Annotated in this window: 19 protein-coding genes; 17 read left to right on the forward strand and 2 right to left on the reverse strand. The window is 60.6% G+C overall.

Going from position 1 to position 22,031, the window contains the following annotated elements; translation table 11 throughout:
• Positions 1-78: 78 nt before the first annotated feature.
• The gene (coxB, locus tag AACZ65_RS00515; protein WP_037272252.1) at positions 79-963 is read right to left on the reverse strand and encodes a cytochrome c oxidase subunit II; all 885 of its coding nucleotides are present in this window, start codon (positions 961-963) and stop codon (positions 79-81) included.
• 200 nt (positions 964-1,163) lie between these two features.
• Here coxB and tldD point away from each other — a divergent pair, with 200 nt between their 5' ends.
• The 6 genes from tldD (at position 1,164) to AACZ65_RS00545 (ending at position 10,182) form a co-directional block, all read left to right on the forward strand.
• Positions 1,164-2,585, forward strand: coding sequence for a metalloprotease TldD (tldD, locus tag AACZ65_RS00520; protein WP_339667424.1), 1,422 nt, complete (start codon positions 1,164-1,166; stop codon positions 2,583-2,585).
• Between the two features lie 506 nt (positions 2,586-3,091).
• The gene (locus AACZ65_RS00525) at positions 3,092-4,294 is read left to right on the forward strand and encodes a hypothetical protein (protein ID WP_339667425.1); all 1,203 of its coding nucleotides are present in this window, start codon (positions 3,092-3,094) and stop codon (positions 4,292-4,294) included.
• A gap of 489 nt (positions 4,295-4,783) precedes the next feature.
• A complete protein-coding gene (gene dprA, locus AACZ65_RS00530) occupies positions 4,784-5,917 on the forward strand; it encodes a DNA-processing protein DprA (RefSeq protein WP_339667426.1) in 1,134 nt (377 codons plus the stop codon).
• Positions 5,918-6,041: 124 nt separating this feature from the next.
• Positions 6,042-8,720, forward strand: a complete 2,679-nt coding sequence (gene topA, locus AACZ65_RS00535) for a type I DNA topoisomerase (RefSeq protein ID WP_339667427.1) — start codon at positions 6,042-6,044, stop codon at positions 8,718-8,720.
• Between the two features lie 137 nt (positions 8,721-8,857).
• Positions 8,858-9,553 (forward strand): CoA transferase subunit A, encoded by a 696-nt coding sequence (locus AACZ65_RS00540; protein WP_339667428.1) that lies wholly within the window; start codon positions 8,858-8,860, stop codon positions 9,551-9,553.
• Entirely contained in the window at positions 9,553-10,182 is a 630-nt protein-coding gene (locus AACZ65_RS00545) for a 3-oxoacid CoA-transferase subunit B (protein WP_339667429.1), read from the forward strand. The genes AACZ65_RS00540 and AACZ65_RS00545 overlap by 1 nt, the downstream gene beginning before the upstream one ends.
• Before the next feature lie 48 nt (positions 10,183-10,230).
• Here the strand turns inward: AACZ65_RS00545 and AACZ65_RS00550 are convergent, their stop codons facing one another.
• Positions 10,231-11,049: a lytic transglycosylase domain-containing protein gene (locus AACZ65_RS00550; protein ID WP_339667430.1), complete on the reverse strand. Its 819-nt coding sequence runs from the start codon at positions 11,047-11,049 to the stop codon at positions 10,231-10,233.
• A 356-nt stretch (positions 11,050-11,405) separates the two neighbouring features.
• Here AACZ65_RS00550 and AACZ65_RS00555 point away from each other — a divergent pair, with 356 nt between their 5' ends.
• The 11 genes from AACZ65_RS00555 (at position 11,406) to AACZ65_RS00605 (ending at position 21,883) form a co-directional block, all read left to right on the forward strand.
• Positions 11,406-11,606: a hypothetical protein gene (locus tag AACZ65_RS00555; RefSeq protein WP_339667431.1), complete on the forward strand. Its 201-nt coding sequence runs from the start codon at positions 11,406-11,408 to the stop codon at positions 11,604-11,606.
• Positions 11,607-11,826: 220 nt separating this feature from the next.
• Entirely contained in the window at positions 11,827-12,696 is an 870-nt protein-coding gene (cpaB, locus tag AACZ65_RS00560; RefSeq protein ID WP_339667432.1) for a Flp pilus assembly protein CpaB, read from the forward strand.
• Between the two features lie 191 nt (positions 12,697-12,887).
• A complete protein-coding gene (locus AACZ65_RS00565; protein ID WP_037272227.1) occupies positions 12,888-14,306 on the forward strand; it encodes a type II and III secretion system protein family protein in 1,419 nt (472 codons plus the stop codon).
• A gap of 16 nt (positions 14,307-14,322) precedes the next feature.
• Positions 14,323-14,985 carry an OmpA family protein gene (locus AACZ65_RS00570; RefSeq protein WP_339667433.1) on the forward strand — a complete coding sequence of 221 codons (663 nt, stop codon included), beginning with the start codon at positions 14,323-14,325 and terminating at the stop codon, positions 14,983-14,985.
• 256 nt (positions 14,986-15,241) lie between these two features.
• Complete coding sequence (locus AACZ65_RS00575) at positions 15,242-16,492, forward strand: AAA family ATPase (RefSeq protein WP_339667434.1); 1,251 nt, start codon at positions 15,242-15,244, stop codon at positions 16,490-16,492.
• A 16-nt stretch (positions 16,493-16,508) separates the two neighbouring features.
• Entirely contained in the window at positions 16,509-17,954 is a 1,446-nt protein-coding gene (locus AACZ65_RS00580) for a CpaF family protein (protein WP_037272221.1), read from the forward strand.
• A 5-nt stretch (positions 17,955-17,959) separates the two neighbouring features.
• Positions 17,960-18,928 carry a type II secretion system F family protein gene (locus AACZ65_RS00585; protein ID WP_037272218.1) on the forward strand — a complete coding sequence of 323 codons (969 nt, stop codon included), beginning with the start codon at positions 17,960-17,962 and terminating at the stop codon, positions 18,926-18,928.
• Between the two features lie 10 nt (positions 18,929-18,938).
• Positions 18,939-19,925, forward strand: a complete 987-nt coding sequence (locus AACZ65_RS00590; protein ID WP_037272215.1) for a type II secretion system F family protein — start codon at positions 18,939-18,941, stop codon at positions 19,923-19,925.
• Between the two features lie 9 nt (positions 19,926-19,934).
• The gene (locus AACZ65_RS00595; RefSeq protein ID WP_037272213.1) at positions 19,935-20,486 is read left to right on the forward strand and encodes a tetratricopeptide repeat protein; all 552 of its coding nucleotides are present in this window, start codon (positions 19,935-19,937) and stop codon (positions 20,484-20,486) included.
• A gap of 29 nt (positions 20,487-20,515) precedes the next feature.
• The gene (locus AACZ65_RS00600; protein WP_037272211.1) at positions 20,516-21,373 is read left to right on the forward strand and encodes a tetratricopeptide repeat protein; all 858 of its coding nucleotides are present in this window, start codon (positions 20,516-20,518) and stop codon (positions 21,371-21,373) included.
• A gap of 9 nt (positions 21,374-21,382) precedes the next feature.
• Positions 21,383-21,883 (forward strand): prepilin peptidase, encoded by a 501-nt coding sequence (locus tag AACZ65_RS00605; protein ID WP_339667435.1) that lies wholly within the window; start codon positions 21,383-21,385, stop codon positions 21,881-21,883.
• The last annotated feature ends 148 nt before the right edge of the window (positions 21,884-22,031 follow it).

The raw sequence follows: 22,031 nt of genomic DNA on the forward strand, positions 1-22,031 counted from the left end.
TCCTGCCGGAACGCGCAAGGTGCGCGGCCCTCAGCGGTAGGCGTGGGGCTCAACCTTGCGGCGCGCGCCCCGGTCTTTTCAGTCGGCTTGCGCCACGGTCACGGAACGCGGCGTGCCCGCGTATTCCTCGATCGCGCCATCCAGCCATGTCTCATACTCGGCCTCGCTCACGACCTTGACGGTGATAGGCATATAGGCGTGCGCCTGACCGCAAAGCTCGGAACACTGTCCGAAATAGATACCTTCCTTCTCGGCCTTGAACCACAGCTGCGCCAGACGCCCGGGCACCGCATCCTGCTTCACGCCAAAGGCGGGGATCGTCCAGCTATGGATCACATCCGCCCCGGTTACAGTCATGACCACGGTCTTGCCCACGGGAACCACGACCGAAGTGTCGGTGGCCAACAGGAACTCATCCTTGCTGTAACCGGCCTCAATCAACTGCGCCTCGACCTCGGGCGTCATGCGGTTGTCGCCACCCGTTGCCGGCGCCCCGATCATGTAGCTGTCAAAGGCGAAATCGTGGTCGGTATATTCATACCCCCAATACCACTGATAGCCCGTCACTTTGATGTTGATTTCGCCATCGGGGATTTCTTGCTGCTTGAACAGCACCGGCAAAGAGAAAGCACCAATAAAGACGAGAATCACAATCGGGATGATCGTCCACGCAATTTCCAGCGGTGAATTATGTGTAAAACTCGCCGGTTTTGCGTTGGATTTGCGGTTATAGCGGATCATCACCACCACCAGCAGCGCCGTCACAAAAAGCACGATCGCGATAATGATCACGTTGATCATCCCGTCCAGCCATTGCAGGTCGCGCGCAAGCTCGGTCGCCGCCGGCTGAAAGCCCATCTTGCCCTCTACGGGCTTACCCACGATCTCAAGCCCGTCTTGAGCCATGGCAGGAAGGGCGAGAAAGGCGGTCAGAGCCGCCATAAGGCTGGAAGTTAGTCGCATTTTACACCCTGATCGGTTAAAGCGGTTCATGTCTTTTTGCGAAGGTCATCCCGCCGCCGGGCGGAATCCCATTGTCTCGGTGCTGTCTAAAACCATATTCTGCCTGAAACGACAAGAAAGACCATTGCGGCAAACGGACGCTTTTTTGATTTAAATCAAATTATCGCCCCCACGGACCGCACGGCAGAGAAAGAATCCCCATGAACGACACCGCCTTTCGCCCATTCGAGACCCTGCTTGACCGCGATACCGCCCTCGCCCGCCTGCGTGCGGCGACCCATGGGGCCGACGATGGCGAGCTGTTTCTCGAACGCCGCCGCGCCGAGGGGCTCATGTTCGACGATGGCCGGGTCAAGACCGCGTCCTATGACGCCTCCGAGGGGTTTGGCCTGCGCGCCGTGCGAGGCGAAGTCACAGGCTATGCCCATTCCTCCGAAGTGACCGAGGCCGCGCTGAAACGCGCGGTCGAGACCGCGCGTCTTGCCGTGGGTGCAGGCGGCGGCACATTGGCAGCGGGGCCAACCCCGACCAATCGTCGCCTCTATACCGATGCCGATCCCATCGCCGGGGCATCCTTTCCGGTCAAGCTTGACACACTGCGCGAGATGGACGCTTTCGCGCGCGGCCTTGATGCCCGCGTCGTACAGGTCACAGCCTCGATTGCGGCCTCATGCCAAGAGGTCGTGATCCTGCGCCCCGACGGACAGGAGCTGCAGGACGTCCGCCCGATGACCCGCGTCAATGTCTCGATCATCGTCGAGCAGGAGGGCCGCCGCGAGAGCGGCAGCGCCGGGGGCGGCGGGCGTGTTGGGCTGGATGGCCTGCTTGATCCCGCCGACTGGCAGGCCAAGACCCGCGAGGCGCTGCGCATAGCGCTCGTCAACCTCGATGCCGAACCGGCCCCCGCGGGCACCATGGATGTGGTGCTTGGCCCCGGCTGGCCCGGCATCCTCTTGCACGAGGCGATAGGTCACGGGCTTGAGGGCGATTTCAACCGCAAGGGCTCGTCCGCTTTTGCCGGCCTCATGGGCCAACGGATCGCGTCCCCCGGTGTTACCGTGCTCGACGACGGCACCATCCCCGACCGGCGCGGCAGCATCACCATTGACGACGAAGGCACGCCCTCCGCCCGCAATGTCCTGATCGAGGATGGCGTCCTCGTGGGCTATATGCAGGACCGCCAGAACGCCCGCCTGATGGGCGTGGCCCCGACGGGCAATGGACGCCGCGAGAGCTATGCCCACGCCCCCATGCCGCGCATGACCAACACCTATATGATGGGTGGCTCCGCCACACCCGGCGATCTGGTAGCCGAGTTGAAGGACGGCATCTATGCCGTGGGCTTCGGCGGCGGTCAGGTCGACATCACCAACGGCAAATTCGTCTTTTCCTGCACCGAGGCCTACCGCGTGAAGAACGGCCAGATCGGCGCACCCGTCAAAGGCGCCACCCTGATCGGCGACGGCGCCACCGCGCTTCAGCAGATCCGCGGCCTGGGCAACGACATGGCCCTCGATCCCGGCATGGGCAATTGCGGCAAACAAGGACAATGGGTGCCGGTGGGCGTCGGCCAACCCACGGTGCTGATCGGCGGACTGACGGTGGGGGGGGCTGCGGCGTAGGGGGGAGTGCGCGATAATGCTGTTCGCTCAAATGCCCGCAAGGCGCGGGAGCGGAGTTTGTAAATTATGGAGCGTTTGGCGAATTAGAATAGCAACGATCGTTAACCGTCACTCACGAATTGCTAGCGCTTTGCCATGCGCCTTTTGTCAACTTAGCCCTGTATCGTTCTATACCGAAGCGCTATATTTCGTGCAGCCCAATTACTGAAGGTCAGGAATTTGTAGTGAAGGGTTTGCGCGACCAACTCTTAGAGAATGCTCTAGAAGCCTTTCGAAAGTTACAGTGGCGGCTTCACCTTAGGTTCCCTAACCTTTTTCCCTACGTCCATGAAAACAGGGTATTTCGTAGGGATCGTGACGCTAAAGAAAACCGTCTCTCCAAGGTGCCGTTAGATGACGAACTACGGCAAGCCAGTGTTTGGGGCGTTGAGCTATATGGACCAAAGGAAATTTCGGTCCTTTATGAGAATCTTGCAAAGCTAGGCTGGGCCGGATGCCGCTTTGATATGCCTGAAACCGATGTTCTCGAGTGGTTGCGGCGAATGCGGCGATATGGCCACACAGGGCAACGAAATCTCGGCGTTGTTTATAGGCAAAAAGACAAAGGAGCGGGGCGGGACTATTTCGCGCCCATGCCTGACGCCTGTGAATACCTCTTGGTGTCAGTCAATCAGATTACACCGTCTTTAACTGCGATCCATGTTCACTTTGTGCTCAATGAAGATTCATCGAAGATATACGAGAGCATCCTCAATACAGACCGCAAAACAATCTACAGGCGATTTAAGGGCGGTAAGGGGTATTCAGTTCCGGGGGTACTCAACCAGAAGAGAGAGATAATTGAGAAGGCGCGGCTCGAACGGGCGCGCATGGCCTCAAGCTGGTTTGCTCATCATCTTCCGGGACTGTTTTCCGGCGGCCCACTTGTCGATGAGCTTCCTACAGGTGAACTGATTACGATGAAAAATCATGACGCGCTGAAAGACCCTGCGGAAAAAAAGGACGAAGACACAGAATGGCCTAATCTGCTTGGTATAAATCTATGGTTTGATGGATGGTTGCATCCAAAGCATGAGGGTTTCGGGCTTATTCTCGAAGAGCAGCGTAATCACAAGAAGTATCATTCCATCGTTACCTTGAAAACAAGCAGCCTTTCCGACGACGATTTCAGATTCACTAACGGGCGTGGATTGGGTGCTTATAACAAAATCGTTTATGAAGATGTGGGCGGAATAGCTATCTATCTTGCAGCATCGAGTTACTTGAGAGAGATAGGACGACGCATCCGCGAAACACGGGAAGGCATCGGCCAGGCGTCTAAGAACCGTTTATCCTTAATCAACACCCTTGACCGATTGGAGGCGTTTTATCGCGACTCGATTGGCGACCCTGCTATTGCCGAAGAATTGTCCGGGCTCGATGAACGTCATTTCGAATGGGATTGCACAAAATTCATCTCTAGGAATTTGAGTCGTAGTGAGACAGTAGAACTTCCAAGCACGCTGTGTAGTTTCACAAACCGGATCGCCGATGGTGTTCACGCTGAAGGACGCTCCGCACGGCAGCTGTTTCAGGAGTTCGCATCTACTTTAAGCACGCGAGAGAGCATCCGCGCTCAGCAAAAAATGGAACGCCTCACTATCGCTGCGATAGTGATCGCGAGTATATCCGTGCTTATCGCAGGAAGCAGCCTGTATTTTGGCGTATGAACAGATAGCGTTCACCAAAATGACGACGATGCCAACGTCGTGTTTGGGGTTGGGTGCCCACATCGCATCCCGTAGGATGAACCGCAGGTCAACCCAACAACCGGGCCACCCAAGCCCCCCTTTCACCTTTCCAAAAATACTCACATCCCCCCACCCAACCCGAGCACACCCGCCCGGCTTCATCTTGCCAAAAATACTCAGATCCCGCCCGGGGCCGCCCCGCGCACCCCTTGCCATCCCGTGCCAGCCCCGCGCGCCCGGTTCACACCCGGCCCCCGGCAGCACCCCCTGCATCCGCCACCAACGCGATTCCGACAGGATACCGACGCAATACAGACAGCCCCCAATTCCGCAGCGAAAAATAATTAACGCCACATTCCAAAGACTTAGAAGAAGCCCCCGAAAAACCCGCGACTCACCCGATTTCGGTTTACCACCCATTAACCACCCGTGCGCTATCCATGGTCTTGCAAGCAGGCGAGGTCACGGATGCCCAGGACGACTCATCCTTCCACTCACCCCCCACTCCCACCCACCACGGAAGATGACCGGGTGTCGTGGCTTCGCCTCTTGCGCTCTCGCCGGGTCGGACCGGCCACCTTTCATCGGCTCCTCAGCGAACACGGCACCGCCCAGGCGGCGCTCAACGCCCTGCCCGAGGTTGCCCGCGCCGCCGGTGTCACCGACTACACCCCTTGCCCTGCAGGCGTCGCCGAGGCCGAATTGCGCGCCGGAAAAACGGCGGGCGCGACCCTGCTCACGCACGCAGATGCCAACTATCCCAAGGCCTTACGCGATCTTCCCGACGCCCCGCCCGTCCTCTGGGTGATGGGCGATATGGCCGTGCTCGACCGGCCCATGATCGCCCTCGTGGGCGCGCGCAACGCCTCGTCGCTCGGCACCCGCATGGCCCGGTCGCTCGCTGCCGACCTCTCGGCGCGCGGCTATCTCATTGTCTCGGGCCTCGCGCGCGGCATCGACACCGCCGCCCATCTCGGCAGTCTCGAGGCGGGAACCATCGCGGTCATGGCGGGCGGCGCCGATGTCATCTATCCAGCCGAAAACACCAAACTCGCGGGCGACATTCTCGCCACCGGCCTGCGCCTCTCGGAACAACCGATCGGCCTCATTCCGCAGGCACGCCATTTTCCCAGCCGCAATCGGCTGGTCAGTGGACTCGCACAGGCTGTGGTCGTGGTCGAGGCTGCCGCGAAATCCGGATCGCTCATCACCGCCCGCACCGCGCTCGATCAGGGGCGCGAAGTGATGGCCGTCCCCGGCCACCCGATCGATGCCCGCGCCAGCGGCTGCAATATGCTGATCCGCGACGGGGCCACTCTCATCCGCAACGCCGAGGATGTGATCGACGCGCTGCCACAGGTCCCGATCACGAAAACCGCTCCTCAGCCCGATCTGCCGCTGGCGCCCACGCCCACACTCCGCGACATCGCCAGCCTGCATGCTCAGATACTCAACCGTCTCGGGCCGTCTCCTCTGGCCGAGGATCAGCTTATCCGCGATCTGGCCACGCCGGCCCACCGGGTCGCCCCCGCCCTCTTGGATCTGGAACTCGACGGGCGCATCACGCGGCATCCGGGCGGTCTTCTGGCCCTCGCACGGTAGCCACTACACCACAGAGGGTCATAAGGTCGCGCTCCTGCAGCCCTTGCGGCCAGATTGACAATTCCCCTTGCCAGCCCACATGGTGCCCCGCCATAAGCCTCGACCAGAGTCGGAAGGAGTGCCCATGCCCGTTGTCGTTGTCGAATCGCCCGCCAAAGCCAAGACGATCAACAAGTATCTGGGCGACGGTTACACGGTTTTGGCAAGCTATGGCCATGTACGCGATTTGCCCGCCAAAGATGGCTCGGTCGATACCGAAAACGGTTTTGACATGACTTGGGAAGTCGGTCCCGACAGCCGCAAGCATGTCAAGGCCATTGCCGACGCGCTCAAGGATGACAACGCCCTTATCCTCGCCACCGACCCCGACCGCGAAGGCGAGGCAATCAGCTGGCACCTCGAAGAAACCCTGCGCAAACGCAAGGCGATCAACAAGGATACGCCCGTCAGCCGCGTGGTGTTCAACGCCATCACCAAATCCGCCGTAACCGAGGCGATGAAGAATCCCCGGCAGGTCGATGCGCCCTTGGTCGAGGCCTATCTCGCCCGCCGTGCGCTGGATTATCTCGTGGGCTTCAACCTCTCGCCGGTGCTCTGGCGCAAACTGCCCGGCGCGCGTTCTGCGGGGCGTGTGCAATCGGTCTGCCTGCGCCTCATCGTCGAGCGCGAGATGGAGATCGAGGCGTTCACCGCCCGCGAATACTGGTCCGTCAAGGCGCTGCTGACCACGCCACGCGGCCAAGAATATGAGGCGCGGCTTGTCTCGCTCGCCGGCAAGAAGCTCGACAAATTCGATTTGGAGAACGCCACTCAGGCCGAAATGGCGGTGCAAGCCATGACGTCGCGGTCCCTCACCGTCACCTCGGTCGAGGCGAAACCGGCCAGCCGCAACCCCTCCGCCCCCTTCATGACCTCGACCCTGCAACAAGAGGCCAGCCGCAAATTTGGCATGGGTGCCAAGCAGTGCATGTCCGCCGCGCAACGGCTCTATGAGGCGGGATATATCACCTATATGCGCACCGACGGGATCGACATGGCCCCCGAGGCTGTGATGGCCGCCCGCGATGCGATCAAGGACCGCTTCGGCCCGGAATATCTGCCGAAATCGCCCCGCATGTACAAGAATAAGGCCAAGAACGCCCAAGAAGCGCATGAATGTATCCGTCCCACAGACATGACGCGCGACGCAGGCCACATCAAAACCTCTGATGCGGATCAGCGCAAACTCTACGATCTCATCTGGAAGCGCACCCTCGCCTGCCAGATGGAGGCCGCCCGGATGGAGCGCACCACCGTCGAGATCGGCAGCTCTGATGGTCAGGTCGGCCTGCGCGCCACCGGTCAGGTGATGCTGTTCGAGGGCTTTCTCAAAGTTTATGAAGAGGGCCGCGATGATGTGATCAGCGGCGACGACGACGATGGCCGCCTGCCCCAGATCATGCAAGGCGAGCCCGCCGACTTTGCCAAATCCACGCTCCGCGCCGAATTCGCCCGCGCCAGCGACGGGGCCGAGACAACCGCCGCGGTGCTCTCGCCCAACGAAGCCATCCTCGCACTGCGCCATTTCACCCAGCCCCCGCCCCGCTATACCGAGGCGACGCTGGTCAAGAAGATGGAAGAACTGGGCATTGGCCGCCCCTCGACCTATGCCAGTGTCCTGACCACGATCCAGGACCGCGAATATGTGCGCAAGGAACAGAACCGCCTCTTCCCAGAGGACAAGGGCCGGATCGTCACGGTCTTTCTGATCAATTTCTTCCGCAAATACGTGGGCTACGAGTTCACCGCCAATCTCGAAGAGGATCTGGATCGCGTCAGTGCAGGCGAGGCGGATTACAAGGAAATCCTCGCCCGTTTCTGGCGCGATTTCTCTGCCGCCATTGCCGAAACCTCGGAACTGCGCATCACCGAAGTGCTCGACGTGCTCGACGCGGCCCTCGCGCCCACGCTCTATCCCCCGCGCGAGGATGGCAGCGACCCGCGCCAATGCCCGCTCTGCGGCACCGGTCAATTGCATCTCAAAACTTCCCGTTCGGGCGGGTTTGTCGGCTGCGGCAATTACCCCGAATGCCGTTATACCAGGCCCATTGGTGGCGATGCCGGGGAAAATGGCGATCGTATTCTGGGCGCGGATGACGCGGGCAACGAGATTTCGCTGCGCTCCGGCCGCTTTGGCCCCTATGTCCAGCGCGGCGAAGCGACGGAAGAGAACAAGAAGCCCGACCGCGCCAGCCTACCCAAAGGTTGGACGGCCGAGGCGATGACGCTGGACAAGGCGCTGACCCTGCTCAGCCTGCCGCGCGAGATCGGACAGCACCCCGAAGGCGGCATGATCTCGGCCAATTTCGGGCGCTTCGGCCCCTATCTCATGCACCAATTGCCGGACGAGGCCAAACCCGTCTACGCCAATCTCAAAGACCCGAATGATGTGTTCGAGATCGGCATGAATCGCGCCGTCGAACTTCTGGCGGCCAAGCGCGCCAATCCCGGCGGGCGCGGCCGTGCCGCCGCCAAGGCGCTGCGGGATCTGGGCGAACATCCCGAGCATGGCGGCCCCATCCAGATCCTCGAAGGGCGCTATGGCCCCTATATCAAATGGGACAAGGTCAACGCGACCCTGCCCAAGGGCACCGAACCCGAAGACGTGACCATGGAGATGGCCGTTGAAGCGATTGCCGCCAAGGCCACCAAGCCCGGCAAGGCACGCAAAACCGCCGCCAAGAAACCCGCTGCCAAGGCCACCACAACCAAGAAGCCTGCCGCGAAAAAGGCCCCGGCCAAACGCGCCGCCGCCGGGAAATAACCCGGCGCGCCGGTGCGCCCTACGTAAAGCGCTACGTAGAAATCCTTATTCCGTTGCGATGACCGGCGGCGCGCGTTGACTCGCGCCCGGCTTGCGCCGCATAGGAGGGGCAACCCACTGTCTGGAGGAGGTTCCACATGAACAAGGTTTACGGCTCGGCCGCCGAAGCGCTGGACGGGCTTTTGCGCGACGACATGCTGATTGCGGCGGGCGGCTTTGGCCTCTGCGGCATCCCCGAATTGCTCTTGGCCGCGATCCGCGACTCGGGCGTCAAGGATCTGACTTTCGCGTCCAACAATGCGGGCGTCGATGATTTCGGCATCGGCATCCTGCTGCAAACGCGGCAGGTGCGCAAAATGATGTCCTCTTACGTGGGCGAAAACGCCGAATTCATGCGCCAGTATCTCTCGGGCGAGCTTGAGCTGGAATTCAACCCCCAGGGCACGCTGGCCGAGCGGATGCGCGCAGGCGGCTGCGGCATCCCCGGCTTCTACACCAAAACCGGCGTGGGCACCCAGGTGGCCGAGGGCAAGGAACACAAAGAGTTCAACGGCGAGACCTATATTCTCGAACGCGGCATCTTTGCCGATCTGTCCATCGTCAAGGCATGGAAGGCCGACACCACCGGCAACGCAATTTTCCGCAAGACCGCGCGCAACTTCAACCCGCCCGCCGCCATGTGCGGCAAGATCTGCGTGATGGAGGTCGAGGAAATCGTCCAGCCTGGCGAACTCGACCCCGACTGCATCCATCTGCCGGGAATCTACGTGCATCGCCTTGTGCAGGGCACCCATGAAAAACGCATCGAACAACGCACCGTGAGGGCTGCATAATGGCTTGGGATCGCAATCAGATGGCCGCACGCGCGGCGCTCGAACTTCAGGACGGGACCTATGTGAACCTCGGGATCGGCATCCCGACACTGGTGCCCAATTTCATCCCGGAGGGCGTGCATGTCACGCTGCAATCGGAAAATGGCATGCTCGGCATGGGGCCCTTTCCCATCGCCGGCAGCGAGGACCCTGACCTCATCAACGCGGGCAAGCAGACCATCACCGAACTGCCTGACACCTCTTATTTCGACAGTGCCACCTCATTTGGTATGATCCGGGGCGGCAAGATCGCCATGGCGATCCTTGGCGCGATGGAAGTGGCCGAGAATGGCGATCTCGCCAACTGGATGATCCCCGGCAAGCTGGTCAAGGGCATGGGTGGGGCCATGGATCTGGTCGCGGGCGTGGGTCGCGTGGTCGTTGTCATGGATCACACCAACAAGCATGGTGAATCCAAAGTGCTGAAATCCTGCACCCTGCCGCTCACCGGCACGGGCGTGGTCAACCGGATCATCTCGAACCTTGGCGTCCTCGACGTGGTCGAGGGCGGGCTCAAGATTGTTGAACTGGCAGAAGGCGTAACCGACGCGGAACTGCGCGCCGCGACTGAGGCGACCATCGTCAACTGATCTGCAAGACCGGAAATCCAGGGGCCGGACACCGCAAGGGTCCGGCCCTTATTTCATCGCGAGATTGAGCGCGCAGGCGTCCGTGATCAGCTCTGGCTGCGTCTTGCACAGGCCACGCGCCACCTCATAGGCGGCCAGCACCTTGGGAATGTAATCGCGGGTCTCGGTATAGGGCGGCACGCCGCCATGCTGTTTGACCGCATTCTCGCCTGCGTTGTAACCCGCCAAGGCCAGCAGCACGTCGCCCTTGAACTCCTTCATCAGCCAATCGAGATAGGCCACCCCGCCCCGGATATTCTCGGCTGGTGACAGGCTATCGGTCACACCGAACCGGCGCGCGGTATCCGGCATGAGCTGCATCAGCCCCTGCGCCCCGGCAGAACTGACCGCCGCTGTGCGCCCCGAGGATTCCACCGCGATCACCGCCAAGACTAGAGCGGGCGAAATCTGCGTGCCAATGGTCTGGCTCAGGATATGGCTGCCTTCGGCGCGGGCAATCTCTTGCACCGATTGCAGGCGCGGCGCGCTCACCCCCTTGCCTGCGGGCGGCTTGGCCAGATGTTCCATCGCCGCGCGCAGGCGCAGAGCACCATCCGTGCCAATATCGGCAGGAACCCTTTCCCAGAACCAGCCATAGGCGGCCTCGCGCGGCGTGACCGGGCCATCTGGTCCCTTTTCCGGCAGCGCTGCGCGCGGCGGCTCTGGCGCTGCGGGCTCGATCTGCACCAGAGGGCCACGCCGCATACCCGGTGCCGGGGCCTTTTCCCGCTTGAACGTGAATTCTTTGAACGGCCGCGGGGCCTGCGCCGCAACCGAACTTGCCCCTGCGAGAATCGCAGCAGAAACCAAAAGGCTTAAAAATTTCATAGCGAGCGCTGCTCTGCCTCTGATTGATTGTCGCCAGTATCGCAAAAATCCGGACTCCACGCCAGCATTGTTCAACATAACATCGCGAACCCCCCACATTTGCGCCACATTTACCGCGTCAAAGCCCTTTTCAGACATTTATTCAGAGTTTCTTTTGTTATCTTTCAGTATCTTAAGATTTTTCGAATGCTTTTTTCAGGCCACTCCAAAAACGATCCAGTCACGCCAAATTCCCGCCCGATTTGACCCGCTATATGGCATCACACCACGACGGCAACGGACCATAAAAAACTGGGGGTCCTAAACCGAAGCGGGTGTAACAACACAAGCAACTGATCCTTTGGAGGGACCAAACCATGATCAAATTCATCAAGAACTTCTCGAAAGACGAAGACGGCGCAGTGACGGTTGACTGGGTCGTGCTGACCGCAGCAGTCGTTGGCCTCGGCATCGCCGGCGTGTCCACCGTGAGCACCGGCATTGAAAACCTCGCCACCACCATCGGCACCGAAGTGGGCACCTCGGCGGTTGTCGACCTCGGCACCCTCGGCCAATAAGCGCCTGACGGCCCGGGCCTGAACCGGGCAATCACATAGAAATGGCCACGGATAGCTCCTATCCGTGGCCATTTTCTTTCGTGTCACGGCCACATCTCGCGGGGCTGAAAGGCGCTATATCGCCGCCGCTTGTCCCTGATTTTGACACAATGGCGCGATATCACGAGGTTTGATCACCGGTCCCCTGTCGGACCTCCTCTTGCGAAGAAAGGGAAACCCCATGCGAGCAGTTTTCGGATTGGTGCTGATCGTGGGCCTCGGGCTCGCGGGATTTGCCGTCTACATGGCCAAGAATTACATCGACGGATATCAGCGCCAGTTGGCGGCAGAGCGTCAGCAACGCGCGCCCGCCATCGAAACCGTTGACATCTATGTTGCAACCCGCGCCTTGCAATATGGCGAAGCGATTGACAAAGACGCGGTGCGCCTCACCGCCTTCCCCAAAACATCCCTGCCCGAAGGCGTGTTCAAATCGAAAGAAGAGCTGTTTCCCAAGGGTGAGGTCGTCGCGCGCCGCGCGCTGCGCCGGATGGAGATGAACGAGCCCATTTTGGCTGTCAAGGTCACGGAACCGGGGGCCGAAGTGGGCATCACATCGCAACTCGAACGCGGCATGCGTGCCTTTGCCATCAAGGTCGATGTGACCAGCGGCGTTTCGGGCTTTCTTCGGCCCGGTGATACCATCGACATTTATTGGACCGGCAACGTCGGTGAGGGCAATATGCGCACCGAAGGCAATTCCATTGGCGAAGTCACCAAACTGATTGAAAACGGGGTCAAACTCATCGCCGTGGATCAGGTGGCCGACATGGATACCTCCGAGACGGTCATCGCCCGCACGGTGACGGTCGCGGTCAAACCGCAACAGGTGGCGGCCCTTGCTCAGGCACAATCGACCGGGCGTCTGTCGCTGTCGCTTGTGGGCGCGCTTGACGATACGGTGGCCGAGGTGATCGAAGTGGATCAACACAGGCTGCTTGGCATCACCGCCGAGGCCGTGGTCGAACAGGCCCCTCTGCCCGAGACCTGCACCATCCGCACCCGGCGCGGGGCAGAGGTGATCGAAACCCCGATCCCCTGCACCAACTGACCTGCTGCACCACATTCTGAAAGGGCACCCGGTCACGGGTGCCTTTTGCATATTCTGGAATTTGGTCACACTCTCAAGAAAAATGCGCAAAAATGCATTGATTCTTGAAAAAAATCCCGAACTGCCCCAGAGTAACCGAAATGCGGGCGCTAAGACCCGAAAAATGAGGCGTGATCGGAAAGGCAGGTCACATGAAATTGCGTAGACATATTTGCGCGGCCCTATTGGGGGTTGCGCTTGTTGCGGGGCATGCGCCGCAACCTGCACAGGCGGAAAACATCCGCGTGGTGCGCAATGGCACCTCGAGCGCCCTCAGCGTTGCCATGAACCGCGCCGTGGTAGTCGAGAGCGACCAGCCCTTCGCGGAACTCAGCATCGCCAACCCGGCGATTGCCGATTTCTCCACCCTGTCGGATCGCACGATCTATGTGCTGGGCAAGACACCGGGGCGCACCACGCTCAGCCTCTTTGACGGCGTGGGCCAACTTATCACGAATATCGACGTGCATGTCAGCACCGATATCGAAGAGTTCAAGGAACGGCTGAAACAGATCCTGCCGGGCGAACCCATCGAAGTGCGCAGCGCCAACGACGGGATCGTCATTTCCGGCACCGTGTCCAGCACCTCGCGCATGCAGCGCGCCCTTGATCTTGCCGAACGCTATGCGCCCGAACGCGTGTCAAACCTGATGTCGGTCTCTGGCAAGCAGCAAGTCATGCTCAAGGTCCGCTTCGCCGAAATGCAGCGCAGCGTGTCCAAGGCGCTCTCGTCCTCGCTCTCTATTGACGCGCGCGGGGCCAACAAAGTGGGCATTATCGGCGGCACCAACACCACCAACACCCAAGGCGGCGTTCTGGGCACATTGGCCGGGGCCATTCCTGGCGCAAATGAAAACAACGCGGCCTTCGCCTTCGGCTTTGACGTGGGCTCGGTCGAGGTGGGCATCCTGCTCGAAGCGCTCGAAACCAAGGGCGTCGTGCGCACCCTGGCAGAGCCGAACCTGACCGCGCTTTCAGGCCAAGAGGCCAAGTTCCTCGCGGGTGGCGAATTTCCCGTGCCCGTGGCGCAGGACAACAATACCACCTCCATCGAATTCAAACCTTTCGGGGTCGAACTGAACTTCGTGCCGCGCGTCGTCGACGATGGCATCATCAACCTTGAAATGGCTGCGGCCGTCTCCTCGATCGACACGGCCAATGCCTTGGTTTCAAACGGGTTTTCAATCCCCGCCTTCCGCCGCCGCGACACCTCGACCACCGTGGCCCTACGCGATGGCGAGAGTTTCGCGATTGCGGGCCTGCTTCAGGATGATTTCCGCGACAATGCCGGTCAGGTGCCATGGCTGGGCGATGTGCCGGTTCTGGGTGCCCTCTTCCGCAGCGCCGATTACCAGCGTTCGCAAACCGAACTGGTGATTATCATCTCGGCACATCTCGTGTCGCCCTCCCGTGGTGAGGCGCTGGCCCTGCCCACGGATCGTGTCAAACTGCCCTCGGAAAAGGATCTTTTCCTTAATGGCCGTGTTGCAAGAGGCGTCAGTGACAAGGGGGCCGTGGGCGAAGTGGCCAAGCAGGATTTCACCGGCTCCTATGGCTATGTGATGGATTGAGCGGGGGAAACGGGCCATGAAACACGCTTTCGCAATCGTCGGCCTGATAGCCGCCACCGCCTGCACCTCGCAGGACGCCGTCTACCGCTCCTATTTCGGTGAGGCTGGCGCGCATGTGGACAACGGCCATTTCGGCGAGGCGGTGATGAACAACCACCTCGTGATGACCGGCGAGCGCAGCTATACCTTCGACCTCGCCAATCGCTTTGCCAGCGAGGTGATGAGCACCGTCAACTTCGCCTTCAACTCGGCCGAGCTGGATGCAGGTGCTCGCGACACATTGCGCGAACAGGCCCGATGGATACGTCAATTCCCCGAAGTGCGCTTTCGCGTCTATGGCCACACCGATGCGGTTGGCTCCGACAGTTATAACAAGACCCTCGGCATGCGCCGTGCTCAGGCCGTGGTCGCTTTCCTCACCAGCCAGGGCATAAGCCGCTCGCGGCTTGAGGCGGTCGCCTCCTTTGGCGAAACCCAACCGCTGATCGTGACCCAAGGCCGCGAGCGCCGCAACCGGCGCACCGTGACCGAAGTGTCGGGCTTCGTGCAGTCCCATCCGATCATCATGGATGGCAAATACGCCGAGGTCGTCTACCGCGAATATATCAACAGCGCTGCGCCGCGCTCGACCTTGCTCATGGTCGAATCGTCTTCCGGCTCCGAAGACTCCGGCGGATAACGCGCCGACACCAGTTTCTCCCTGTTCGGCTCTGTCCGGACCACCTCGAACCCGCCCCCACTTGGGCGGGTTTTTGTCTCTCAAGACCGCACAATTACGATCTTTTGGCCCAAATGTCGCCAATATTCCCGCGCATCTTGCACCATAGCCAAAGGTTTCCGTCGCATGCGGTGCCGGGTTGGATGGCCATATTTCCATGTCCAGCCCGCGTATTGGCAATCACCGCCGGGGCGACGGCAAGAACAGGACCGAGAGAATGACGAGTAGTGTAGCGAAACAGCCTGATCCCATCCCGATCGTCGCCTGTACCATCAGTCGCGACGTGCAGAACTTTGACCTGCTGATCGAGGATATGGAAGCCGCCCTGGGCGAATCCTGGGGCGATCTGGGCTTCGCCGAAGCGCTGGCCTTTTTCAACCAGCCCGAGGCCAACTCCTTGGAATTCGTGGCAGTTGCCATCGACGAAGCCGACGAAGACGATCTTGTCATGCTGGGCGAAATCATCTCACTGGCCAACAAGAAAGGCATCAAGGTTATTCTCATCGCCGAGGATGTCAGCCCAGCCGCCCTGCACCAATTGCTGCGTCAGGGTGCCGATGAATTCGTCCCCTACCCCCTGCCCGAGGGCGAGCTTCAGGCCGCAATCGACCGCCTGCGCCATGCGCCCCCGCCCGCGCATGCCGCCCCGGCTGCTGCAAATACCCATCCTGCCCTTGCCAATCCGACTGCTGGGGACGGGGTGATTCTTGCTGTGCAAAGCCTCGCGGGTGGCACCGGAGCCACCACCCTCGCAGTCAACCTCGCGTGGGAGCTGGCCAATGTTGACAAGGCCAGCCCGCCGCGCGTCTGCCTGCTGGATTTCGGACTGCAATTCGGCTCGGTCGCGACCTATCTCGACTTGCCGCGCCGCGATGTCGTGTTCGAGATGTGGTCCGATACCGAGGTGCTCGATGATGACATATTCCGCCAGGCCCTTGTCGCCTTCGAGGACAAACTCTGGGTGCTGACCGCCCCCGCCGATGTGCTCCCACTCGACATGATTTCTTCCGAGGATGTGAACAAGTTGCTCGGCCTTGCGCGCAAACATTTCGACTACGTCGTGATCGACATGCCCGGCTCGTTGGTCCAATGGACCGAAGCGGTGCTGCACGCCTCCCAGATATATTTTGCCACGCTCGAGCTTGACATGCGCTCGGCCCAGAATGCGCTGCGGCTCAAACGGGCCATGCAGTCCGAGGATCTGCCAGTGGACAAACTACGCTATTGCCTTAACCGGTCGCCGAAATTCACCGACCTGAACGGCAAGAGCCGCGTTAAACGCATGGCCGAGAGCTTGGAAATCCGCATCGAACTTCTCTTGCCGGATGGCGGGCGGGCGGTCTGCCAGAGCTCGGATCATGGCCTGCCGCTGGCCTCCAGTTCCGCCAAGAATCCGCTGCGCCGCGAAATCGCCAAATTGGCCAGCTCCTTGCATGCTCTTGGCAAGAGCGACGCCGAAGCCGCCTAACCAGAGGTAGGACCAGATGTTCTCTCGTTACAAGAAATCCGCCAACGACCGGACCGCTCCAAAAGCCTCCGCAGCGCCTATGCCTCTCCCTCGAACCGCCCCGGTCGAGGCCGCCGCCCTCCCCTCCTTCCGCAAACCCGCGCAACAGGTTGCGGCAGTGCCTGTGGGCATGGACAAGGAACGCAAGCGCAAAGAGCGGATCAGCGAGATCAAGATCGAATTGCACCGCGCAATGCTCGATCACCTCAATCTGGCCGCGCTCGATACGGCCACCGAATCCGACCTGCGGGCCGAAATCAGCTCTATTGCCGGCGAGATTCTCGAAGAAAAAGGCATCGTCCTCAACCGCGAGGACCGTACGCAACTCACCCAGGAACTCTATGACGAGGTCAAGGGCCTCGGTCCGCTTGAAACCCTGCTCAAGGATGACACGGTCAACGATATTCTCGTCAATGGCCCGCACCAGATCTTTATCGAACGCGCGGGCAAGCTCGAACTCAGCGACGTCACCTTCAAGGATGAAAAGCATCTCCTGCGTATCATCGACAAGATCGTGTCGGCGGTGGGTCGGCGCGTGGACGAATCCAACCCCTATGTCGACGCCCGCCTTGCCGATGGCTCGCGCTTCAATGCCATGGTGCCCCCCGTCGCGGTGGATGGCAGCCTGGTTTCCATCCGGAAATTCAAGAAGGACAAGCTGGGCATCGACGATCTGGTGAAATTCGGGGCCTTTTCCGAGGAAATGGCCGCCTATCTTCAGGCCGCCGTCGCCACCCGCCTCAACGTCATCGTCTCGGGGGGCACCGGCTCGGGCAAAACCACCACGCTCAACGCACTTTCCTCCTTCATCGACAATGCTGAGCGGATCCTCACCATCGAGGACACTGCCGAATTGCAACTGCAACAGATCCACGTGGGCCGGATGGAAAGCCGCCCGCCCAACGTCGAAGGCAAGGGCGAGGTGTCTCCCCGCGACTGTCTCAAGAACGCGCTGCGGATGCGCCCCGACCGCATCATCGTCGGCGAAACGCGGGGTGAAGAGGTGATCGACATGCTTCAGGCCATGAACACCGGCCATGACGGCTCGATGACCACGATCCACGCCAACAACCCGCGCGATGGCATCTCGCGCCTCGAGAACATGGTCGCCATGGCCGGCATTGAAATGCCGCTCAAGGCCGTGCGCAGCCAGATCTCCAGCGCTGTCAATCTCATCGTGCAGGCCAGCCGCCTTCAGGACGGCTCGCGCCGCATGACCTCGATCACCGAGATCACCGGCATGGAGGGCGATGTCATCTCGATGCAGGAGATCTTCCGCTTTCAGCGCGTGGGCCTGACCCCCGACAACAAGATCATCGGCCATTTCACCGCCACCGGGGTCCGCTCGCACTATTCCGAACGCTTCCGTCTCTGGGGCTATGATCTGCCCGCCCATATCTACGAACCCATCGCAGCGGAGTAACGCAGATGACCCTCAGTGCCGAACCTATCATTTATGCGTTGATCTTCGTCGGCGTGCTCGTTCTGGTCGAGGGGATTTATCTCACCGTGTTCGGGCGCTCGATCAGCCTCAATAACCGGGTCAACCGGCGGCTCGAAATGCTCGACAAATCGGGCAACCGCGAAGAGGTGATGGAAAAGCTGCGCAAGGAAATGCAGCAGCACCTCAAGGCGCGTAAACTGCCGCTCTATTCCATCCTTTCGGACAAGGCGCAAAAGGCCGCCATCGCCTTTACCCCCCGGCAGTTGATCATGCTGATGGGCGGTCTCAGCGTTCTGGCCTTTATCGGCCTCTCGGTCGGCACGGATACCGCCGCCCCGGTGCGCGCGATTGCCTCTGTCGGGATCGGCGTGGGCGGCATCTTTACCTGGATCAGCATGAAGGCGGCCAAGCGCATGGCGCTACTCGAGGAACAATTGCCCGACGCCATCGAACTCATGGTTCGATCCCTCCGGGTCGGCCATCCGTTTTCCTCGGCCATCGGCATTGTCGCGACAGAGGTCGGCGATCCGCTCGCCACCGAATTCGGCATCATCGCGGACGAGGCCGCCTATGGCCGCGACATGGGCGAGGCGCTCAAGGAAATGGCCGAACGGCTCGACATGCAGGATTTGCGCTTTCTCGCCGTGGCCGTGACCATCCAGCAGCAATCGGGCGGCAACCTCGCGGAAATCCTCGCCGGTCTGGCCAAGGTGATCCGCGCCCGCTTTCGCCTCTTCCGCCGGGTCAAGGCCATCACCGCCGAGGCAAAATGGTCCGGCAAATTCCTCTCCGGCTTTCCCATTCTCGCGCTGATCGGCATTCAGTTGATCAAGCCCGACTATTACGACGAAGCGATGGAGCACCCCTTCTTTATCCCCGCCGTTCTGGTCGTCGGTGTCTTTCTGGTGATGAACCTGATCGTCATGCGCGCCCTCGTGAACATCAAGGTCTGAGGAACGGATCATGCAAATTCTCTCGGTTCTCAACGATGTCCTGACTGGCGCGCTCGGGCCTTTCGGCCCTCTGATCGCAGTGGGCGGCTTGGGCGTCATGCTCATCCTCATCACCATCCCGATGATGCTGCGGCAAAAGCAGGACCCGCTCGAAAAACTCAAGCAGGCCAATCAACGCCAATCCGCCGCGTCTGGCGGTGGCAAAACCAACCTGCGCGCGGGCAAGCAGAACAAGAAACTCGACCGCTACGCCACCTTCCTCGAACCGCAAGACGCCAAGCAACTCAGCCAGGTCCGGCTCAAGCTGATGCAGGCCGGCTACCGGCATCGCGACGCTGTGCGCTATTTCCACTTTGCGCAATTCGCGCTCGCAGTCGGCTTGCTGATCCTTGGGGTGATCTACTACGTTCTGTTCAAAGCAGGCACGGAAACCAGCACTCAGGAAACCCTGCTCTATATCCTTGGGCCCGCGGGCATTGGCTATATGATGCCGAAGTACTGGGTCACGAAACGCCAGCAGAAACGCCAAGAGGAAATTCAGGACGGCTTTCCTGACAGTCTCGACATGATGCTCGTCTGCATTGAGGCTGGTCAATCGATGGACCAATCCATCATCCGCGTCGCCAGCGAAATGCGCGCCTCCTACCCGGCTCTTGCCGAGGAATTCGAGATCGTCGCCCTCCAGATCAAGGCCGGGCGCGACAAGCCCTCGGTTCTGGGCGAAATGGCCGAGCGCTGCGGCGTGCAGGATATTTCCAGCTTTGTCACCGTTCTGGTGCAATCGCAGACTTTCGGCACCTCCATCGGCGAGGCTCTGCGCGTCTATGCAGGCGAGATGCGTGACAAACGGGTCATGCGCGCCGAGGAAAAAGCCAACAAGCTGCCGACCAAGATGACATTGGCCACAATGATGCTTACAGTGCCACCATTGCTGATCATTCTGGTTGGGCCATCCGTTCTGGGCATCATGGAGCTCTTGGCGATGTCCCAGAAATAACGGGGCGACATGTTAAGGCGGGTGGCGGTTTTTCTGGTAGGCACACTGACGCTTGCAGGCTGCCTTGCCCCCGCCACGCCCAAGGGGCCCTATGCCCCCGGCGTGGCCCCTGGCGCTGAGGCCGTCGATGGCCTTCTGGTCGGGCATCGCCTCATGGATGCGGGCGAATATGAACTGGCACACAAGGCCTATACCCGTGCCGCTGTCACCCACGGCATGACCGCCGATGTGCTGGCGGGATTGGGCAGCGCCAATCTTGCTCTGGGGCGTCTTGGCACCGCCGAACGTCTCCTGCGTGAGGCTATCGAACAACCCGACGCCACCCCCGAAACCTGGAACAACCTCGGGGTCGTGCTGGTCGAAAAGGGAAATTACCCAGAGGCCGAACAGATGCTGCGCCGCGCCTATGCGCTGGACAATGGCGAAAGTGACGCAATTCGCGACAATTTGCGCTTAGCACTCGCAAAATCGGAAAATTCTGATTATGGTGATGTAGAAGAGCAAGATTACAAACTGGTGCGGCGGGGCAGTGGCGACTATCTGGTCCGCAAGATACCATGACGAGGCCGAGGCAGTAAAAGGACGCAAAAATGCGCCACCCTATTCTTGTTTCCTTGTGCGTGGCAGGGGCATTTGCCTTGTCCGCCTGTGAGCAGTCCAGCGGAAATGACGTAGACCGCGCGTTCCAAGACATCAATGTCGTGGACGAAACCAACCTCAACGACGTGATGCTGACCGCCAGCGACCCGAACGAGGCGGTCGCCTATTTCCAGCGCGCCGTGGGCGAAAAGCCTGAACGTATCGACCTCTTGCGCGGCTTGGGAAAATCTCTCGTGCGCGCCAAACGCAACACCGAGGCCGTGTCGATCTGGACGCGCATCACTGAACACAAGGATGCCACCGACGAAGATCGCGTCGATCTGGCCGATGCCCTGATCCGCAACAACGAATGGGACCGCGCCAAGACGACCCTCGACAGCATCCCCCCCACCCATGAAACCTTCAAACGCTACCGGCTCGAAGCCATGGTCGCCGACAGCAAGCAGGACTGGAAAAAGGCCGACAGCTTTTATGAGATTGCCGTTGGCCTTACGACCCAGCCTGCCAGCGTGATGAACAACTGGGGCTACTCCAAGCTGACGCGCGGCGATTATCCCGGCGCAGAGCGGCTCTTTACCGATGCCGTCCGCCAGGATCCGGCCCTCTTCACCGCCAAGAACAACCTTGTTCTCGCCCGTGGCGCGCAGCGCAACTATTCCCTGCCCGTCCTGCCGGTCAGCCAGACCGAACGCGCGCAATTGCTGTATACCCTCGGCCTCTCGGCCATCAAACAGGGCGATACCGCGATTGGCGAAGGGCTGTTGCGCGATGCCGTGGAAACTCATCCCCAGCATTTCGAAGATGCCGTGCGCTCGCTGCGCGCTCTCGAAACCAAAGTATCGGGCTAGGACCGCCAGATGTCGCTTGAGATTACCGCGCATTCGGCCCTCTGGTTCCTACCGTTCGTCCTGCCGGTCTGCGCCTGGGTTGCGCTCAGCGATCTGCGCCGCATGAAGATCCCCAACACCGCCGTCCTGACGCTGGTGGGGATTTTCCTCGTGGTCGGGCTTTTGACCCTGCCGCTCGTGGATTACGCTTGGCGGCTCTCGCATCTGGCGGTGATGCTGGTGGCGGGCATCGCGATGAACGCCGTCCGGCTGATGGGCGCGGGGGATGCCAAGTTCATCGCCGCCGCCGCCCCCTTTGTGGCGCTTGGCGATGCCGCCACTCTCGCCTTCATCTTCGCCGCCACCCTGCTTGGGGCATTCGTGACGCATCGGGCGATCATGTATAGCCCGCTGCGCCGCCTCGCCCCCGACTGGCAAAGCTGGCACACCGGCAAGAAATTCCCCATGGGTCTGGCCTTGGGCGGCACGCTCGCGATCTACCTGAGCTTGGGCGCGCTCTACGGGGCCTGAAACGATTTCAGAAAAAGCGGCGTGACTTGTTCGGTTCGAGATTTCGCCCAGTCCGCCATGCAAAGCGCCGCAGAGCTGCCCGACACTCTCCACAATTTCTGCACCTTTTGATGCGACGGTGTCGGTAATGCAATCCGACCCAGCACAG

This window comes from uncultured Roseovarius sp., assembly GCF_963972555.1.
GTDB classification, from domain to species: Bacteria; Pseudomonadota; Alphaproteobacteria; order Rhodobacterales; family Rhodobacteraceae; genus Roseovarius; species Roseovarius mucosus.

Bases quoted from the DNA above. Each gene is read 5' to 3' on its own strand.
- AACZ65_RS00585 (WP_037272218.1), top strand. From the start codon at position 17,960: ATGACCCTCAGTGCCGAACCTATCATTTATGCGTTGATCTTCGTCGGC.
- AACZ65_RS00590 (WP_037272215.1), top strand. From the start codon at position 18,939: ATGCAAATTCTCTCGGTTCTCAACGATGTCCTGACTGGCGCGCTCGGG.
- AACZ65_RS00580 (WP_037272221.1), top strand. From the start codon at position 16,509: ATGTTCTCTCGTTACAAGAAATCCGCCAACGACCGGACCGCTCCAAAA.
- AACZ65_RS00525 (WP_339667425.1), top strand. From the start codon at position 3,092: ATGCCTGAAACCGATGTTCTCGAGTGGTTGCGGCGAATGCGGCGATAT.
- AACZ65_RS00545 (WP_339667429.1), top strand. From the start codon at position 9,553: ATGGCTTGGGATCGCAATCAGATGGCCGCACGCGCGGCGCTCGAACTT.
- tldD (WP_339667424.1), top strand. From the start codon at position 1,164: ATGAACGACACCGCCTTTCGCCCATTCGAGACCCTGCTTGACCGCGAT.
- coxB (WP_037272252.1), bottom strand. From the start codon at position 963: ATGCGACTAACTTCCAGCCTTATGGCGGCTCTGACCGCCTTTCTCGCC.
- AACZ65_RS00550 (WP_339667430.1), bottom strand. From the start codon at position 11,049: ATGAAATTTTTAAGCCTTTTGGTTTCTGCTGCGATTCTCGCAGGGGCA.
- AACZ65_RS00595 (WP_037272213.1), top strand. From the start codon at position 19,935: ATGTTAAGGCGGGTGGCGGTTTTTCTGGTAGGCACACTGACGCTTGCA.
- AACZ65_RS00565 (WP_037272227.1), top strand. From the start codon at position 12,888: ATGAAATTGCGTAGACATATTTGCGCGGCCCTATTGGGGGTTGCGCTT.
- AACZ65_RS00555 (WP_339667431.1), top strand. From the start codon at position 11,406: ATGATCAAATTCATCAAGAACTTCTCGAAAGACGAAGACGGCGCAGTG.
- AACZ65_RS00600 (WP_037272211.1), top strand. From the start codon at position 20,516: ATGCGCCACCCTATTCTTGTTTCCTTGTGCGTGGCAGGGGCATTTGCC.
- AACZ65_RS00570 (WP_339667433.1), top strand. From the start codon at position 14,323: ATGAAACACGCTTTCGCAATCGTCGGCCTGATAGCCGCCACCGCCTGC.
- AACZ65_RS00605 (WP_339667435.1), top strand. From the start codon at position 21,383: ATGTCGCTTGAGATTACCGCGCATTCGGCCCTCTGGTTCCTACCGTTC.
- cpaB (WP_339667432.1), top strand. From the start codon at position 11,827: ATGCGAGCAGTTTTCGGATTGGTGCTGATCGTGGGCCTCGGGCTCGCG.
- AACZ65_RS00575 (WP_339667434.1), top strand. From the start codon at position 15,242: ATGACGAGTAGTGTAGCGAAACAGCCTGATCCCATCCCGATCGTCGCC.
- AACZ65_RS00540 (WP_339667428.1), top strand. From the start codon at position 8,858: ATGAACAAGGTTTACGGCTCGGCCGCCGAAGCGCTGGACGGGCTTTTG.
- dprA (WP_339667426.1), top strand. From the start codon at position 4,784: ATGCCCAGGACGACTCATCCTTCCACTCACCCCCCACTCCCACCCACC.
- topA (WP_339667427.1), top strand. From the start codon at position 6,042: ATGCCCGTTGTCGTTGTCGAATCGCCCGCCAAAGCCAAGACGATCAAC.